Source organism: Kordiimonas lipolytica (assembly GCF_001550065.1).
In genome coordinates, this window is sequence record NZ_LRUB01000036.1 from 173,414 (window position 1) to 189,604 (window position 16,191).

19 protein-coding genes are annotated in these 16,191 nt (G+C 55.9%); 10 read left to right on the plus strand and 9 right to left on the minus strand.

The features are described 5' to 3' along the window. Positions 1–72 precede the first annotated feature (72 nt). Complete coding sequence (locus KORM41_RS20525; protein ID WP_068153004.1) at positions 73–684, plus strand: DUF6151 family protein; 612 nt, start codon at positions 73–75, stop codon at positions 682–684. A gap of 32 nt (positions 685–716) precedes the next feature. Here the strand turns inward: KORM41_RS20525 and KORM41_RS20530 are convergent, their stop codons facing one another. Continuing rightward, positions 717–1,568, minus strand: coding sequence for a hypothetical protein (locus tag KORM41_RS20530; protein WP_068153009.1), 852 nt, complete (start codon positions 1,566–1,568; stop codon positions 717–719). Positions 1,569–1,704: 136 nt separating this feature from the next. On the opposite strand from KORM41_RS20530, the gene ubiA reads away from it, so the two are divergent. The 3 genes from ubiA to KORM41_RS20545 all read left to right on the plus strand — a co-directional run bounded on the left by ubiA (position 1,705) and on the right by KORM41_RS20545 (position 3,789). Further along, positions 1,705–2,643: a 4-hydroxybenzoate octaprenyltransferase gene (gene ubiA, locus KORM41_RS20535; protein ID WP_068153496.1), complete on the plus strand. Its 939-nt coding sequence runs from the start codon at positions 1,705–1,707 to the stop codon at positions 2,641–2,643. Positions 2,644–2,725: 82 nt separating this feature from the next. Continuing rightward, a complete protein-coding gene (ppa, locus tag KORM41_RS20540) occupies positions 2,726–3,262 on the plus strand; it encodes an inorganic diphosphatase (protein ID WP_068153014.1) in 537 nt (178 codons plus the stop codon). Between the two features lie 161 nt (positions 3,263–3,423). After that, positions 3,424–3,789 carry a group I truncated hemoglobin gene (locus KORM41_RS20545; RefSeq protein ID WP_068153017.1) on the plus strand — a complete coding sequence of 122 codons (366 nt, stop codon included), beginning with the start codon at positions 3,424–3,426 and terminating at the stop codon, positions 3,787–3,789. Between the two features lie 100 nt (positions 3,790–3,889). On the opposite strand, the gene KORM41_RS20550 is transcribed toward KORM41_RS20545, so the two are convergent. The 4 genes from KORM41_RS20550 to KORM41_RS20565 are packed head-to-tail and all read right to left on the minus strand — an operon-like array spanning position 3,890 to position 5,997. After that, positions 3,890–4,267, minus strand: coding sequence for a VOC family protein (locus KORM41_RS20550; RefSeq protein WP_068153021.1), 378 nt, complete (start codon positions 4,265–4,267; stop codon positions 3,890–3,892). Positions 4,268–4,299: 32 nt separating this feature from the next. Then, entirely contained in the window at positions 4,300–4,905 is a 606-nt protein-coding gene (locus tag KORM41_RS20555) for a DNA-3-methyladenine glycosylase I (protein WP_068153024.1), read from the minus strand. Between the two features lie 10 nt (positions 4,906–4,915). After that, positions 4,916–5,212, minus strand: a complete 297-nt coding sequence (locus tag KORM41_RS20560) for a YciI family protein (protein WP_068153027.1) — start codon at positions 5,210–5,212, stop codon at positions 4,916–4,918. Between the two features lie 56 nt (positions 5,213–5,268). Continuing rightward, positions 5,269–5,997: a glutathione S-transferase family protein gene (locus tag KORM41_RS20565; protein WP_068153030.1), complete on the minus strand. Its 729-nt coding sequence runs from the start codon at positions 5,995–5,997 to the stop codon at positions 5,269–5,271. 287 nt (positions 5,998–6,284) lie between these two features. On the opposite strand from KORM41_RS20565, the gene KORM41_RS20570 reads away from it, so the two are divergent. Further along, entirely contained in the window at positions 6,285–7,178 is an 894-nt protein-coding gene (locus tag KORM41_RS20570) for a CPBP family intramembrane glutamic endopeptidase (RefSeq protein WP_068153033.1), read from the plus strand. Between the two features lie 58 nt (positions 7,179–7,236). Here the strand turns inward: KORM41_RS20570 and KORM41_RS20575 are convergent, their stop codons facing one another. After that, positions 7,237–7,506 (minus strand): hypothetical protein, encoded by a 270-nt coding sequence (locus tag KORM41_RS20575; protein ID WP_156432081.1) that lies wholly within the window; start codon positions 7,504–7,506, stop codon positions 7,237–7,239. Between the two features lie 275 nt (positions 7,507–7,781). Between KORM41_RS20575 and KORM41_RS20580 the strand changes: the two genes are divergently transcribed. Further along, positions 7,782–8,486, plus strand: a complete 705-nt coding sequence (locus KORM41_RS20580; protein WP_068153038.1) for a CoA transferase subunit A — start codon at positions 7,782–7,784, stop codon at positions 8,484–8,486. Next, entirely contained in the window at positions 8,486–9,115 is a 630-nt protein-coding gene (locus tag KORM41_RS20585; protein WP_068152467.1) for a CoA transferase subunit B, read from the plus strand. Before KORM41_RS20580 ends, KORM41_RS20585 begins: the two co-directional genes overlap by 1 nt. 46 nt (positions 9,116–9,161) lie before the next feature. Here the strand turns inward: KORM41_RS20585 and KORM41_RS20590 are convergent, their stop codons facing one another. Next, complete coding sequence (locus tag KORM41_RS20590; RefSeq protein WP_197421341.1) at positions 9,162–10,199, minus strand: GGDEF domain-containing protein; 1,038 nt, start codon at positions 10,197–10,199, stop codon at positions 9,162–9,164. 178 nt (positions 10,200–10,377) lie between these two features. Then, positions 10,378–11,133 (minus strand): transporter substrate-binding domain-containing protein, encoded by a 756-nt coding sequence (locus KORM41_RS20595; RefSeq protein ID WP_068153045.1) that lies wholly within the window; start codon positions 11,131–11,133, stop codon positions 10,378–10,380. A 144-nt stretch (positions 11,134–11,277) separates the two neighbouring features. Between KORM41_RS20595 and KORM41_RS20600 the strand changes: the two genes are divergently transcribed. Then, the gene (locus tag KORM41_RS20600) at positions 11,278–11,850 is read left to right on the plus strand and encodes a PAS domain-containing protein (RefSeq protein WP_068153049.1); all 573 of its coding nucleotides are present in this window, start codon (positions 11,278–11,280) and stop codon (positions 11,848–11,850) included. On the opposite strand, the gene tldD is transcribed toward KORM41_RS20600, so the two are convergent. Continuing rightward, complete coding sequence (gene tldD, locus KORM41_RS20605; protein ID WP_068153052.1) at positions 11,847–13,280, minus strand: metalloprotease TldD; 1,434 nt, start codon at positions 13,278–13,280, stop codon at positions 11,847–11,849. The genes KORM41_RS20600 and tldD overlap by 4 nt on opposite strands. Positions 13,281–13,648: 368 nt before the next feature. Between tldD and coxB the strand changes: the two genes are divergently transcribed. Continuing rightward, complete coding sequence (gene coxB, locus KORM41_RS20610; protein ID WP_068153055.1) at positions 13,649–14,539, plus strand: cytochrome c oxidase subunit II; 891 nt, start codon at positions 13,649–13,651, stop codon at positions 14,537–14,539. A gap of 23 nt (positions 14,540–14,562) precedes the next feature. Beyond that, positions 14,563–16,167: a cytochrome c oxidase subunit I gene (ctaD, locus tag KORM41_RS20615; RefSeq protein ID WP_068153057.1), complete on the plus strand. Its 1,605-nt coding sequence runs from the start codon at positions 14,563–14,565 to the stop codon at positions 16,165–16,167. Positions 16,168–16,191: the final 24 nt, after the last annotated feature.

Consider the following 16,191-nt stretch of genomic DNA (forward strand, 5'->3'; position numbering starts at 1 on the left):
CCACTGATGGATTGCAACAGCCGGCAAAGCCTTTTACCGTCTGTTTCACGAGTGAGGCACAGGAGGGGGATCATGACGAAAGACGTTTCGGTTAGTTGCACATGCGGCAAGGTGAAGGGCGTGATCCATGGTCTGTCCGCCGCCAGTAGCAACCATGTCCAGTGCCCGTGCAAGGGCTGCCAGTCCTACGCCCATTATCTGGGCCGCGCCGCCGACATGCTGGACGAAGCTGGATACTCGAACATTTTCCAGATTGACCCGGTGACCTTCGAGATCAAGGAAGGGCTGGAGCATCTGGCCTGCGTGCGCATGACGCCCAAAGGGCCGCTCAGGTGGTATACAGATTGCTGCAAGACCCCGCTTGGCAACACATTGCCGAAGGGCGGCGTGCCCTTCCTTGGCGTGCTGCCCATCTGCACAGGGTACAAGGGCACTGACCAGGCGGTGGTGGAAATGGTTGGCCCCGTGCGCGCGGTGGCGAATGAGAAACGCCCGCAGACGCTCGCTGAGAAGCTGAAGGTTTGGGGCATGCTCGCGCATCTCATGCGCCTTCTATTGTGGTGGCGCATTCGCGGCGGAAAAAGCTGGAAGCCTTTCTTTGACAAGGATACTCTGCGCCCAATCAGGAAACCCATCACGATTTCAAAGGCTGAGAGCAAGGCGCTTGCCGAAAAGGTGGTCTAGCGGCCCGGGCGATTTGCCAGGCCGCTTGAGCGCTAGTCGCACTGCACGTTCGGCCCGCAGGTCGCGAGCGCATTGCCGCCATAATTGGTGTTGATCAGCCCCAGATAGTCATTGGCAAACTGGGTTTCAACATTGTTCAGGAAACTCAAGACCCACGATGCGCCCGTTGGGTCCTGTGCCAGCTTGCCTGTGCAATAGTCTTTGAAGCTTTGCGTCGTGTTGGGGTAGGGCGTGTTGGTTGCATCTGTCCATGCGGTTGTGAGCGTATTTTCTGCTGCGTTGTGACCGGCGGTCATGCTGATGCCTGTGCGGTAGACCGCAGGCTGGATGGTTGTGATGGTATTGAAGGGTTCCGATGCGGCATTGACCGCAAGTGCCGGACATGTGCCCGGGGATGGAGCGTTGACAGCACCAATCAGCGTTGAGTTGGCAGCCTGACCGGGGTATTTGCGCGCCACGGCAGCCATGCTGCTGACGCCGCCGTTTGGTACCGTGCCGGATTGGCACACATAGAAGGTCACGTTTTGCGGTGTGCTTGCATGGTTGGCTAGAAACACGGTCGCAAAGTCCGCGCCTGAGAAATCACCGACCAGATCCGTCCAGCCATGAAGGGCGATGAAAACATCATCTGAATCGTTGAAGGGGTTGGCGTGCCCGAGCGCTGTAATAGTGCCATTGCTGGCATCATTGCCCGAGAGGAAAAATGGTTGCACATTCTGGTTGTTGGCGTTGACCCAGGCGAAGTCGAACGAATCTGCCTGATTGTCGCAGATGCTGTCCCCGAGCAGCAAGGCGGGGTCTGCTGCTGAAACCTGGGCTGTCATCAGTGCGGCCGCGAGGGTCGCGGTAGCCCCTTTAAATGCATTCCTGTTTTTGCACGCCATTGTGTTTCCTCCGTTTATGAGATTTTCGGTCCAAAGACCTGTCCTTTATTGTTGAGAGACTCTTCGGCCTGTCATTCTGTGAAGGCGCATGCGCATCTGCTTGACATCATCGCCGCCGCCGCGTACGCCGCTATGCATGTTTTGGCGCAACAAAAAAGACGTGGTGAAAACGGCCGATGCGGTGGAAGGTAGCTTTGTCTACCGGCACGCGCCTGCGGCCCTCAGGCCATACCTGAAGCTCGCGCGGATGGACCGACCTGTTGGCACCTGGCTCCTTCTGTGGCCCTGCCTGTGGTCAACGGCATTGGCGGCGGACGGCGCGCTTACGTTTCATCACGGCTACCTGATGCTGTTGTTTGCGATTGGCGCACTGGTGATGCGTGGTGCCGGTTGCACCTATAATGATATTATCGACCGCAATTTCGACGGCGCTGTGGAACGCACCAAAAGCCGGCCCATCCCGGCGGGTGAGGTGAGCCTGAAGGGCGCCTGGGCCTTCCTTGTGCTGCAGTGCTTGATCGGGTTTCTGGTCCTGATCCAGCTCAACCCTTTTGCCATCATGGTGGGGCTTGGCTCGCTAGCGATGGTGGCGATCTACCCCTTCATGAAGCGTATCACCTACTGGCCGCAGGCGTGGCTGGGGCTGACGTTCAACTGGGGTGCGCTTGTCGGCTGGGCCGCTGTGCGCGGCAGCCTGGATTGGCCGGCGATCATTTTGTACGCAGGCGGGCTCTTCTGGACGCTGGGGTATGACACCATCTATGCCCACCAGGACAAGGAAGACGACGCGCTGATCGGCGTCAAGTCCACGGCGCTTGCCTTGGGGGCGAAAACCCGGCCTGCAATCAGCTTATTCTACGGTTTATTTATTTTTGCCCTTTTAGGCGCAGGAATCCTTGCAAATCTGGGCATAATCTATTATCCCGTGCTCGCGCTTGCGGGGCTCCACCTCGCCGCACAGATAAGGCGCGTCAATATCGATGATGCTGCTGTCTGTTTGGAAGTTTTCCGCTCGAACATCGCGTTTGGCTGGATCGTGTTTGCGGCCCTCCTTCTGGGGCAAGCGGTCCAGTAGCCTCCCCGGCGTCCACTCTGGTGTTTGTGCGATTTTTGAGTAGCCCCATTCTATTTCGGGGCAAATTGAAGGACGCATATCCATGGATATCAAGAAGATCTCCGTTGGCGAAAACGCCCCTTGGGACGTGAACGTTATCATCGAAGTGCCAGCCGGCACCGAACCCGTTAAATACGAGCTGGACAAAGAATCAGGCGCCCTGTTTGTGGACCGCATCATGCACACCAGCATGCGCTATCCATGCAATTATGGCTTCATCCCGCACACGCTGGCGGATGACGGTGACCCTGTAGACGTGCTTCTGGCAAACCGCACACCGATCATGCCGGGCGCTGTAGTGCGCTGCCGCCCACTTGGCGTGCTGATCATGGAAGATGAAGCTGGCATGGACGAAAAGCTTCTGATGGTGCCAGTGGACAAGCTGCACCCCTTCTACAAAGACGTACAAAGCTATGACGAGCTGCCGAAGATTTTCCTCGACCAGATCGCTCACTTCTTCCAGCACTATAAAGACCTGGAAAGCGGCAAATGGGTGAAGATCGTTGGTTGGGAAGGCGCTGAAAAAGCTGCCAGCCTGATCGAAGAAGGCATCGCGGCGGAAGCAGCTGCGAACAAGTAGGCGCCACAGCTTAACCAGATAATGAAAGCCCGGCTCAGAGATACTCTGGTCGGGCTTTTTTGTGTCTGTGATGTACATCACAGTTTGTTAACTAGGACCATGCTTAGATTGCGCTCTCCTGCATTGGCAGGTGACTTTGGGAAGAGGAAACAGAACAAAAGATGACACTTTATCAAGCAGTAGGCGGCGAAGCGGCCGTGAATGCGGCGGTGGACCTGTTTTACGACAAGGTAATGGCGGACCCATTGTTGGTACCCTTCTTTGAAGGCGTGGAAATGGGTGCGCAGAACCGCAAGCAGAAAGCCTTTTTCACAACCATTTTCAAGGGCGAGACCAAGGGCGCCGATGCCTATATGCGTAAGGCCCACGCAGGCCTGGTGGCGGAGAAAGGGCTGAGTGACGCGCATTTCGATGCGGTTGCAGGACACCTGAACGCCACACTCGTTGACCTGCAGGTGCCGGAAGACCTGATTGGCCAGATCATGGGCGCCGCCGCCGGGCTCAGGGACGCGGTTCTGAATCGCTAACCCCGCGGTACGACAGCAAGAAAAAGAAAGGCCCGGGATTCCCGGGCCACAAGGTAGGGAGAGGTGCTGGGACACCTCAGGGGTAAAGCTGTGCCCGCTGTTACGCTGCCGGGTTATAGTGGAAGAAATTCAGCTTGTTGCCATCAAGGTCGCGGAAATAGCCAGCATAGAAGGCTCCGTCTCCGCGTGGACCTGGTGCGCCTTCGTCTGTAGCTCCCAGTTCCATTGCTTTGGCATGCAGGCGGTCTACTGTTTCGGGGCTGTCTGCCGTCAGTGCGATCATCACGCCATTGCCAACAGTGGCGGCTTCCTGATTGAACGGCAAGGTGATGGAAAAGCCAGCGCCGTCACCGGTGGACCAGACCTTGAACATGTCATAGTCCATGGTGCGCTTGGCACCCATTTCCGCAAACAGCGCATCATAAAAGGCGGCAGCCTTTTCCATGTCGTTGGTGCCAACGGTAGTGTATCCGATCATCTTTTGTCTCCTCTGCTGATCGTGTCGTGGTGTTATGGTTTGGTGAAGGCGTTGCGCGCACGTATCACCTCAAGGCGGCTTTTGCAGGCCTCGGCGTGGTCGTTCACCAGCCCCATAGCCTGCATGAAGGCATAGACCGTTGTGGGGCCAACAAACTTCCAGCCGCGTTTTTTGAGTTCTTTCGAAAGGGCAACTGACTGGTTAGTGGTTGACGGCAGCTTGTGCTTTACTGCTTGTGCGTCATCGGCTTCATAGCGCCAGAAAAAGGCTGCAAGCGAACCTTCGGTCGCGACCATTTCCTGCGCGCGGGCGGCATTGTTGATCACCGCTTCGATTTTGCCCCGGTGGCGCACGATACCTGCGTCCGTGAGCAGGCGCTCCACATCCGCTTCGCCGAAGTTTGCGACCTTGTTAAAGTCGAACCCCTCAAAGGCGACGCGGAAGTTATCCCGCTTGTTCAGGATCGTCAGCCAGCTAAGGCCGGACTGGAACCCTTCCAGGCAGATTTTTTCAAACAGGCGGATGTCGTTATCCACCGGGAAGCCCCACTCATGGTCGTGATAGTGGATATAGCCTTCCGTGGCGGCGCACCAGTGGCAGCGTGGTTGCCCGTCCGGGCCTTCAAATATCTTGCGCATGAGTTTTCCTTCAGTCACAGGATGGCATAAGGAAAGCCAGCCGCTCTTCCGTCCGTGCGGGGGTGACTTCGTGGATTTCCGGCGCAGCAATGCCTTCCACAACGAACGGGTCTTCATTCAGGAAGGCTTCAAGGTCGGTGCGGCCAACGCCGTGTGCCAGGATTGCGCCGCCCAAGCCCGGTTCAAGCGTCCCGACGGCCAGGAAGGTTCCTGCGTCAAACCCCTTTCCGATCCACGCCTTATGATCGGCCATGAAGTCCGGGATGCGGCTTTTGTCGCCCTTAAGTTTCAGGAAAACGATAAACATGGTTTGTCCCCTCTTTCTGTCCGTTTGGCGGCCCCGAGTGGCCGGAACAGCGCCAGCTATTCAGCAGCCTCGCGTTCGAGCATGTACATGCCGTCAGGGTACCAGCGTTCCATCCCGCGTTCAAAATAGGCAATGAGGTTGTCATGCTGTGCCGTGATCGGGATTAGCCATGTCTTGATAGGACTGGCGTAAAAATTGGCAACGAAGCTGAAGACTGTAGCGTCCAGATACGTGGGCTGGTTCGCGAGGAACCAGTCCTGCTCTCCAAGAAGGTTGGCCAGGCAATCGATATCCGTTTTGATAAACTGCCGCTGCTCGTCGGCTGAATGCCGCCCGTATCCCGCATAAGTGTAGCCTTCACGAATCTCACGGCGCATGGTCTCGCCGAACCCGTGTGGGTCGCCCTCCATGAAGATTTCTTTTGCCTGAGCCCAGCCTTCATCTTCTACCCAGCGGGACCAGGCCAAGCCATAGATGGTTCGTTCCTCCAGCATGCGGCATACAGCGTGGCCTACAGCTTTGGCCTCAAGCGAAAGGCCCTGGTCAAGCGTGGCACGATACTTCTCGATCAGGTGAAGGCGGATGAATTCACTGTCTTCGATAATCTGGTCGCCATCCTTCAGTACGGGCAGCTTGCCTTTTGAAAAGCCTTTGGGGTCTTCGGGCATCACTGTTGTGAACTCAAGGCCAGCTTCCTTAAGCAAGATATCAACCTTGCCGCAATAGGGGCTTGCGTTGAAATAGCCCGGTGCTGTGGGGAATGCGTATAGGGTCAGGGATGTCATCTTTTTGCTCCTCGCTCTTGTGACTTGGGTCGTGGAGAAGCGTATACACCTGGCTAGTGACAATTATTGTCAGGAGAAGTTCAGAAATTTTAGATGTCAATTTCGCGGGTTTCTTTGACTTTTTAGAATGTAATGCTGGGCATTAGATTTTTCTGTGGATTTTCATTTTATTAGCCGTTTTTATGGTTGCGGTGTCGCGCCAGAAAACGTGACCCGCCGGATTGGGGCGAGGGGGCCGTGGTTCGGATAAAAAAGCGGGGAAACCGCAAAGATAGCGAGAGAGAAAAATGTTTAATCCAACCGTACTTTTTGGTTCTGAGGAACCGAAGGGCTGGAAGCCTTGGGCGCTTCTTGTCCCTGTTGTTGCCATTCTGTTTACCATCATTCCACTTGTAACCGGCGTTAAGCTGATGCGTGCCCTTAGCTTGCTTCCCGAAAGCGGTGCACCGATCCTGCCGACAGACCTGACAGCATCCCTGATTGTGCCGTTCGCCATCATGTTTGCTCTTTTGCTGTTGTGGCTTCGGTTTGTGGAAAAGCGGTCATTGGCTTCCATAGGCCTTGGTGGCGAAGCCAAGGTCAGCAGGTTTTCCGTTGGTTTTCTTGTTGGCAGCGCGATGATCGCTGTAACCGTTATTGGGATTTTGGCACTGGGCGGCTATGAAATCGGGGCTATCGCGCCCGCTTTTACCTCTCCTGCAGCCTTGGGTGCCATGCTCATGCTTGCTGTGGGCTACAGCGTGCAGGCCGGCGTCGAGGAAGTGGTGATGCGGGGATGGCTGTTGTCTGCCATGTCGCGCAAGGTGGGTGTGATTGCAGCTTCCTCTACCAGCGCGCTTCTGTTCACCCTGCTACACTTTGACCCGGACAATCCAAACATGCTGGTTGACGCTGCGACGTCCGTATTGTTCAGCCTGTTCGCATGCTACTGGGCAATCAAGGCGGGCAGTATTTGGGGCATCATCGGCTGGCATGCAGGATGGAACTGGTTTCAGGGCGTTGGCTTTACCATTCCGGTAACAGGGCAGCAGTCCACCGTTCCGGCGCTGGTCGCTGAAATGAAGGCGTCGGGGCCGCTGTGGCTTACAGGCGGAGAAGTCGGCCCTGAAGCCAGCATCGTTTGCGTGGTGGTTCTGATTGGAGCAAGTGTCTTGCTGGTGCGCAAGTTCAAAGCAAACTAGCGCCCTGAAGGATCAGTTTTGGCAAGCCCGGTTGGACAAGTCCTGCCGGGCTTTTTCTTTACCAGTCGAAATTGCCGATTTCGGTGCGCCGCAACACGCGGCGGTATGGGGCTGGTGCCCGGCGGGTCATGGCATCCATGGCGCGGTCAAACGTCGCAAACCGACCGCGCGCCCGGCGAACCGTCCGTGTCACCCATGGGGTTGTCGGAATCAGGAACAGGAGCCCGATCGCGAAAAAGATCAGCCCGAAAGGAATGGGCGTCAATACGCCCAGAATGCCAAAAAAGCAGAAGGCGCCGCCAATGATTTGGCACAAAATGCGTCCCACAAGGTGTCTCCGTTTCGCTGTCTGTCGGGCGGCATTTGCCGCACCATAAGTTTTGTCTATTTATAGGATCAATATAATGTGGCTTAACAATGGCTTCAAGGTAACCGATACAAGGAAATATATTCCTTGATGCAAGGAAATCTGCGGTTTGACGCTGCAAGAATTTGTTGCAAGTGAAACTAATTGGCGGTATCTGAGGCGGGCGGCCACTTTGGGCTGCGTCACTGGCTATGCCGGTGCTCTGTTATCCCTAACTTTTCAGGCGGGAGTCAGCGATGAAAAAAGTTTTTGATAGTGCCGAAGCTGCGCTTGATGGCTTGCTGTTTGACGGCATGACCATGATGGCTGGCGGTTTCGGGCTGTGCGGTATTCCTGAAAATCTGATCGCTGCCACACACAAGGCAGGCGTGAAAGATCTGACGGTTATTTCCAACAACTGCGGTGTGGACGGCTTTGGCCTTGGCATCTTGCTCGACGCCAAGCAGATCAAGAAGATGATCAGCTCCTATGTTGGCGAGAACAAGGAGTTCGAACGCCAGTATCTGGACGGCGAGCTTGAGCTTGAGTTCAACCCGCAGGGCACGCTGGCGGAACGCATCCGCGCAGGCGGCGCTGGCATTCCGGGTTTCTATACCAAGACAGGCGTTGGCACGCTGATCGCCGAAGGCAAGGAACACAAGGATTTTGACGGCCAGACATACATCATGGAAACCGGCCTTGTGGCTGATGTGTCCATCGTGAAAGCCTGGAAGGCGGACACCGAAGGCAACCTGGTGTTCCGGAAGACAGCCCGCAACTTCAACCCGATGATGGCAACTGCCGGCAAGGTGACGGTTGTTGAGGTTGAGGAACTGGTGGAGCCGGGCGAGATTGACCCGGATCACATCCACACGCCGGGTATTTTTGTTCAGCGGATCGTCAAGGGCACGTTTGAAAAGCGGATTGAACAACGTACCGTTCGTGAAAGGGAGGCTGGCTAATGGCTTGGGACAGGAACCAGATGGCGGCGCGTGCTGCCCTTGAGCTTCAGGACGGCTTCTATGTGAACCTGGGGATCGGCATTCCGACGCTGGTGGCCAACTATATCCCCGAAGGCATGCATGTCACGCTGCAGAGCGAGAACGGCATGCTGGGGATGGGCCCATTCCCTTATGAGGACGAGGTGGACGCTGACCTGATTAACGCCGGCAAGCAGACGATCACCGAACTGCCGACCAGCAGCTATTTCTCCTCGGCTGACAGCTTCGGCATGATCCGGGGCGGGCATATCAACCTCTCCATTCTTGGCGCCATGGAAGTGGCGGAGAATGGCGATCTGGCCAACTGGATGATCCCGGGCAAGATGGTCAAGGGCATGGGCGGTGCGATGGACCTTGTGGCTGGCGTTCAGCGGGTGGTGGTGATCATGGATCACACCAACAAGGCGGGCGAACCGAAGCTTCTGAAATCCTGCACGCTGCCGCTGACCGGCACACAGGTGGTGGACCGCATCGTCACCGGCCTTGGCGTGTTCGACGTGACGGAAGGCGGCCTGAAGGTTGTCGAGCTTGCGCCCGACGTCACCATGGACGAGGTTCGCGCCAAAACAGAAGCCACCATCGTGGGCTAAGGAAAAAGGGGCGGAAGCCCCTTTTTTTCTCACTGCCGCAAGTCGGCTAGCAGGAAATACAAGAGCCCTCGGCCTTTTTGGACTCATACATTTTTTTGTCGGCTGCGCTTATCAGGTCCTGCGTTGTCGGCGTGTCTTCTATCCCTTTCTGTGCCACACCAATGCTGAGGGTATGGTTCGGGAATTTTTCATTGAAGGCCGCGATGATGCGGCCGCAAATGATCCGGGCATCATCCTGGGAACAGTCCGGCAGGATCAGGCAGAATTCGTCGCCGCCATACCGGCAGCCAATATCCACTTCCCTAATACTGGACAGGATAGCCTTGCCCACGGCAATCAGGACCTGGTCGCCATACACGTGGCCTTTTTCATCATTAATGGATTTGAATTTGTCGACGTCGAAATAAGCGCAGCATAGCGTGCCCCTTTTACGGCGTGCGTGGGCAAGCTCCCGCTCGAACAGGTCAGCCATCGAGCGCCTGTTGTAGAGGCCTGTAAGCGGATCGGTGCGGGCGATACGTTCCAGCTCTTTTGTTCGCTGCTCCACTTTTCGTTCCAGGTCCAGCGCATATTTTTCGGTACGACTACGGGCGGCGTCAATCTCACTAACAAGGCTGAGGATATAGGCGTCAAAGACCAGTGTGGTGTCGAAATAAATCAGCTTATCCAGTGTATCTATGAGGCTGAAGGCCTTCTCAGCATCTTCAACCAGCGAGGAAATGACCCGCGAGAGGATTTCTTTCAATGACCGTATGGCGGCAAGGTATAGCTTGGGATCAACGCCGATGCGTTTGTGAACCATGCCGATGCGCAGGCGGCTGTTGGCATATTCCGCGTCATATCTGCCAGAGAAAAGCTCCAGCACATAGTCATACTGAGACCGCCGCAGCCGGGCGAGCGTCTCAGCGTCACCGATCAGCAGGATCACTTCATCAATCTGTGTCTGTTTCTGGTAAAATTCATCGACGATGGCGCCGAGAACAGCGGAGATTTTGTCCTGCAAGGATGCAAGCTGCTTCAAATCAGATTGTCTCAGGCCAAGCAACTTCATCCGGTTCGAGATTTCGAAGTCGCTGATTTGCATCTGGTCAAGCAGTGTCTGACGAAGGCGATCGATGATTTTTCTCCAGTGATACGACCCCGTACGTTAGGTACATAGTATTGTGCTGAAAGGGTAAATAAAGTCTTTTTACAGCTTCCTGGAGGCGGAACATCTTGACGCTGCTTCGAGCCTGGGACCTCTTCTCAGCTGTCGCGCCTTGTTAGTGCGGCAGATCATATGGCTTGAAACCATGTTCGGCCATGGCTTCACCAAGCGCTTTCAGGGTCGCTGAGGGCACCCCCTTGCTACAGGCAATGGCTATAGGATAGTCCGGGTGGGTGCCATAATTGGGGAGGGTCACCAGTGTATTGGTTTGTGGCATAACCCGCCTGGCTTCGTCCCACTGGTCCAGCGGCACGATGGTATAGTGGGCGCGGCCTGCCAGGACCATGTTCATCAGTTGAAAGTCTGTTTTACCGGTGCGGAGGATCCAGCTTGGGTTTGCGCGCACGATCGAATCTACTTCCTCGCCATATATGCCGCTTTCAAGGAGCGTACCGATCATGCTGCTGTCCTGCGCCAGCGAGACAATGTTGCCGTGGGCCTTCAGTCGGTCGCGGTATTTAGGCAATGTGAGGACAATATCACCGGGCACCAAGTCAAACAGGTAGGGCAGAAAGGCCCATTTCTTTACCCGCTCTGGCGTGGGCATGCGGCCCGTTGTGCAGATGGCCCGACGGCCTTCATTCAACATGTCGGCTTCTTCGTCAATTGTAGAAGCCATCCAGCGCACATCATAGCCTGCGGTATCGGCCACTGCGGTCAACTGATCGATATATTTACCCGTGGGTTTGCCGTTCACGACCCTGATGTCGGGCGGATAATGATAATAGGTGATCGTGATGGCTGGCCGGTCGTCAGCCGCCACTGCGGTCGTCAGAAAGACGATAAGGCTATATATTATAAGCGGTTTCAATCTCTCAGCCGGGCCTCCTATAGACTTTGCAGTATAGTGTTGTCGCCTTAACAAATCGTTCAGCTAGGGGCTTGTCACCAATTTATTGTGCTGCCCGCGAAAGTGTCGCAGAATTCAACAAACAGATCATCGCTGGGGAATGTTTTGTCCGCTGTACAAGAATTTAACTTTGAAATTCCGGCATTTGCGCAGGATCCTTCGATAAGGGCTTTTCTTGCGGCGTGGAACCGTTGGCGGGGGCAAGCCGTTGCGCCCAAACGCAGCGATATCAGGCCGGGCGATATTCCCGGGCTTATGCGCGGCGTGATGCTGATGGATGCCTTTGCGCCTGAGAAAATGGTCTTTCGCTATGCCGGGTCTCAGTATCAGGACATGTATAAGTTCGATTTTACTGGGCTGAATTATATGGATATCACGCCGCAGGAAAATCGCGCGCTCAGGGCCAAACGTCTCTGGGGCGTGGTTGCCCAGCCCGCAGCAGCGGTTTGGACCACGCCTCCCGTCGGCAATGTGGATTTCATAGGCGCAAGTGTTCCCATCCTTCCAGATGAAGAGGGGCACCCGCGCAAGATCATGCAGTTGACCGTGCTGTCGAAGGAAGTCCATGAGGCCAAGGTGGCGGCACGCGAATATGAACGCGAGACAGTCTATCTGTCCGACAATTTCCGCTACATCGACATTGGCGCCGGCAAACCGGATACGGGTGTGGAGGCCTAACCTGCAGTGCCCCCGACCGTGAGGCCGTCAATCCGGAGGGTTGGCTGGCCAACGCCCGCGGGGACGCTCTGACCGCCCTTGCCGCAGGTGCCCACACCGTTATCCAGCTTCAGATCGTTGCCGATCATCGACACGCGCGTGAGTACATCCGGTCCGTTGCCTATGAGCGTCGCGCCCTTGACCGGTTCCATGATCTTGCCGCCGCGCACGCGGTAGGCTTCGGTACAGCTAAAGACGAACTTGCCGGAGGTGATGTCCACCTGGCCGCCGCCGAAGTTCACGGCATAAAGGCCGTCATCGACACTTGCCAAAATCTCCGCTGGGTCCTTGTCGCCCGCCAGCATGAAAGTGTTTGTCATGCGCGGCATCGGGGAGTGGGCAAAGCTCTGACGCCTGCCGTTGCCGGTGGCCTGCATGCCCATCAGGCGGGCGTTCAGCCGGTCCTGCATGTAGCCCTTCAAGATTCCGTCCTCGATCAGCACAGTGCGCTCGGTCGGTGTGCCTTCGTCATCCACCGTCAGGCTGCCACGCAGGTCAGAAAGCGTGCCGTCGTCCACCACGGTCACACCCGGTGCCGCCACGCGCTCGCCCAAAAGGCCGGCGAAGGCAGAGGTTTTTTTGCGGTTGAAGTCACCCTCCAGCCCGTGGCCGATGGCTTCATGCAGCAGCACGCCGGGCCAGCCTGGGCCCAAGACCACAGTCATTTCACCCGCGGGGGCATCCACGCTTTCCATATTCACGGCGGCCTGGCGAATCGCCTCGTCTGCCTGTGCCTGCCAATGGGCCTCATCAAACAGGAAGTCATAGGCCTGGCGTCCGCCTGAGCCCTCATAGCCCATTTCCTGCCGGTCGCCGTCGCGCATCACCACCTGCACATTCAGGCGTACAAGCGGGCGGATGTCGCGCACCCGGTGGCCGTCAGCGCGGATGATCTCCACTGCCTGCCAACTGCCAAGAAGGCTTGCGCTGACCTGTGCCACGCGCGGGTCTTTGGCGCGGGTGTAGGCGTCAATTTCTTCAAGAAGCTTGATCTTGCGACCGAACTCGATGCCCATGAGCGGGTTTGCGTCGGTGTAAAGCTGCTTGTTGGTGCGCACGGGCGCCGGGGCCATGATGCCTGCGTTCCCGGTTTTCACCGCGCGCACAGTCTCGCCAGCGCGCCGGATTGCGTCTTCCGACAGTTCATTCGAATGCGCAAAGCCTGTGCTTTCGCCTATCACAGCACGAAGGCCAAACCCCTGGCTGCTGTCATAGCTCGCCCCCTTCAGGCGCCCGTCATCGAAGCTGAATGACTCGGAACTCGTAGCCTCAAGATACAGTTCGCCGTCTTCCATATCCGAGAGGGTATCGGAGACCAGCGCTTCTGTGCGCTTCTCATCAAGGTCCGACTCTTGGAAGAAAAAATTCAGCGACGCGGCTGCATCGGTCATGGAACGTCCCTTTCTATCGCTATGCGAGAATGATTCTATGATTTATGGGCCAGAAAGGCAGATTACACCGAAAGTGCGGCACAATGTCGCATTTTTGAGGCAATCGCTGGCGCTACCATGGTATGGAGATGTGGGAATGACAAGCCATCTTCAATAAATTATGGTGGCTTTGGGTAAAAAAAGGCAAAAAAACGGCATCAGGTGCTCACTCGGACTTGAGCCTTTGGGAACGTCTGGTATAAACGGGCCCGCATTCATATCGGCCACGGGGAGCAGGTTATACTTTTTCGAGGCTGATTACTGGACGCCACAGACAAGAATGGCGCCGGTCCCCCGCAAAGGGGTAGGAACAAAAGGAAAGCAGAACTATGAACGTCAAAAGGCTTACCGCCGGAATTATGGTCGCACTGACGACCCTGTTCGGTTTCTCGGTTAGCGCGCTGGCAGAGGACCGTCTCGGCGTTCCTCAGGACAAGGGTCTGTGGCTTCGTGAAGCCGCAAACGACCAAGCCAGCCGGGTAGTAGAGTTTAACGAGCTCCTTCTCTGGATCATCACTGTAATCACGGCATTTGTATTCATCCTCATGTTCTACGTGATGGTGCGTTACCGTGCCAAAGCGAACCCAGAGCCATCCAAAACAAGTCACAACACCCTGATTGAGATCATCTGGACGGTGGTTCCGATTGGCGTACTTGTGGTTATTGGCTTCTGGTCGATCCCGCTCCTGTATTTCCAAGATACAGTGCCGGAGACAGAGTTTGCGATCCGTGTAACGGGTAACCAGTGGAACTGGACCTATAACTATCCGGATCACGACGGTATCGAGTTTACGGCGATGGTTATTCCGGACGCCACGTTCAAGGACGCTGCGGAGAAAGCCAAGGCTGAAGCCAACCTATCGGCTTTCTTGGGTAAGGACGCAAAACTGAACGCTCGGCTTCTGGATACGGACTACCGACTGGTGGTGCCAGTTGACACCAAGATCAAGGTGATGCTCACGGCTTCTGACGTTATTCACTCCTGGGCTGTGCCTGAGTTTGGTGTGAAGCTGGATGCTGTGCCTGGTCGCCTCAATGAAACTTGGTTCGAAGCAGACAAAACTGGCATTTTCTACGGTCAATGCTCGGAGTTGTGCGGTAAGGACCACGCTTTCATGCCGATTGCGGTACAAGTTGTGTCCAAAGATGAATTTGCCAAGTGGGTGGAACGTGCGAAAGCAGAATATGCTGACGCGGGTACCACGGCCCTTGGTCGCTAAGACAAGTTAGGGAGAGAAGAGCAATGGCTCACGATAACCCAACTGGTTGGAGACGCTGGGTCTATTCCACCAACCACAAAGACATCGGTGTGATGTATCTTTGGTTCTCATTCTTTGCCGGTATGATCGGCTTTGCAATGTCCGGTCTGATGCGTATGGAACTGGCTGAACCTGGTGTTCAATTCCTGCCAGAATTCCTCGGCATCACCGAAGATCACGCCCGTCACATGTTTAACGTACTGACCACCGGCCACGGCCTGATCATGGTATTCTTCATGGTAATGCCTGCGCTGATCGGTGGTTTTGGTAACTATTTCGTGCCGCTCATGATCGGTGCGCCTGACATGGCGTTCCCGCGCATGAACAACGTCAGCTTCTGGCTGATGCCTCCGGCCTTCATTCTGCTGCTGCTGTCCACTGTTGTGGAAGGCGCACCTGGCATGAACGGTTTCGGCGGTGGCTGGACGGCTTATGCTCCGCTGTCGACGAGCGGTCACCCTGGTCCTTCCATGGATCTGGCGATCTTCTCGCTGCACGTGGCTGGTGCTTCGTCCATCATGGGTGCGATCAACTATATCACGACCATCTTCAACATGCGTGCGCCGGGCATGACCCTGCACAAGATGCCTCTGTTTAGCTGGTCCATCTTGATCACGGCCTTCCTGCTGGTTCTGTCGCTGCCTGTTCTGGCTGGCGCCATCACCATGCTGCTGACAGACCGTAACTTCGGCACGACCTTCTTCGATCCAGCAGGCGGTGGGGACCCAATCCTGTTCCAGCACCTGTTCTGGTTCTTCGGTCACCCTGAGGTGTACATCATGATCCTGCCGGCATTCGGCATCATCAGCCACATTGTGTCGACCTTCTCCCGTAAGCCGGTCTTCGGCTATCTGGGGATGGCGTACGCCATGGCGGCAATCGGCTTCATCGGCTTCGTCGTGTGGGCACACCACATGTACACCGTTGGTCTGGATGTGGACACGAAGGCTTACTTCGTGGCAGCAACCATGGTGATTGCAGTACCGACTGGTGTGAAGATCTTCTCCTGGATTGCGACCATGTGGGGTGGCTCCATCACCTTTGAAGTGCCGATGATGTACGCGATTGCCTTTATCCTGTTGTTCACCGTTGGTGGTGTAACGGGCGTGGTTCTGTCGAACGCTGGTGCTGATATCGTCCTGCACGACACCTATTATGTGGTTGCTCACTTCCACTATGTACTGTCGCTGGGTGCGGTGTTCGCTATCTTCGCGGGTCTCTACTACTGGATTGGCAAAATGTCGGGCAAGCAATACCCGAACATTCTGGCGAACATTCAGTTCTGGATCACATTCGTTGGCGTAAACCTGATCTTCTTCCCGCAGCACTTCCTGGGGCTGCAGGGGATGCCACGCCGCTATGTGGACTATCCTGATGCCTATGAATACTGGAACTGGGTATCTACGCTCGGCTACAAGATCACGGCTGTTGGTGTGCTTCTCTTCATCGTTGTGATGGCTATGACTCTATTCAAGAAGAAGAAAGACTGTGCCGACAACCCATGGGGTGAAGGTGCCACGACGCTTGAGTGGACGCTTTCTTCGCCTCCACCATTCCACCAGTTCAACGAACTGCCAAAGATTAAGTAAGCCCACCGGGCTTACTCCTTTGGG

Coding starts and splice junctions, on each gene's coding strand:
- KORM41_RS20550 (WP_068153021.1), bottom strand. CDS start 4,267: ATGATCGGATACACTACCGTTGGCACCAACGACATGGAAAAGGCTGCC.
- coxB (WP_068153055.1), top strand. CDS start 13,649: ATGAACGTCAAAAGGCTTACCGCCGGAATTATGGTCGCACTGACGACC.
- KORM41_RS20570 (WP_068153033.1), top strand. CDS start 6,285: ATGTTTAATCCAACCGTACTTTTTGGTTCTGAGGAACCGAAGGGCTGG.
- KORM41_RS20530 (WP_068153009.1), bottom strand. CDS start 1,568: ATGGCGTGCAAAAACAGGAATGCATTTAAAGGGGCTACCGCGACCCTC.
- KORM41_RS20555 (WP_068153024.1), bottom strand. CDS start 4,905: ATGCGCAAGATATTTGAAGGCCCGGACGGGCAACCACGCTGCCACTGG.
- KORM41_RS20525 (WP_068153004.1), top strand. CDS start 73: ATGACGAAAGACGTTTCGGTTAGTTGCACATGCGGCAAGGTGAAGGGC.
- ctaD (WP_068153057.1), top strand. CDS start 14,563: ATGGCTCACGATAACCCAACTGGTTGGAGACGCTGGGTCTATTCCACC.
- KORM41_RS20565 (WP_068153030.1), bottom strand. CDS start 5,997: ATGACATCCCTGACCCTATACGCATTCCCCACAGCACCGGGCTATTTC.
- KORM41_RS20560 (WP_068153027.1), bottom strand. CDS start 5,212: ATGTTTATCGTTTTCCTGAAACTTAAGGGCGACAAAAGCCGCATCCCG.
- KORM41_RS20590 (WP_197421341.1), bottom strand. CDS start 10,199: ATGCAAATCAGCGACTTCGAAATCTCGAACCGGATGAAGTTGCTTGGC.
- KORM41_RS20585 (WP_068152467.1), top strand. CDS start 8,486: ATGGCTTGGGACAGGAACCAGATGGCGGCGCGTGCTGCCCTTGAGCTT.
- tldD (WP_068153052.1), bottom strand. CDS start 13,280: ATGACCGATGCAGCCGCGTCGCTGAATTTTTTCTTCCAAGAGTCGGAC.
- KORM41_RS20580 (WP_068153038.1), top strand. CDS start 7,782: ATGAAAAAAGTTTTTGATAGTGCCGAAGCTGCGCTTGATGGCTTGCTG.
- KORM41_RS20545 (WP_068153017.1), top strand. CDS start 3,424: ATGACACTTTATCAAGCAGTAGGCGGCGAAGCGGCCGTGAATGCGGCG.
- ppa (WP_068153014.1), top strand. CDS start 2,726: ATGGATATCAAGAAGATCTCCGTTGGCGAAAACGCCCCTTGGGACGTG.
- ubiA (WP_068153496.1), top strand. CDS start 1,705: ATGTTTTGGCGCAACAAAAAAGACGTGGTGAAAACGGCCGATGCGGTG.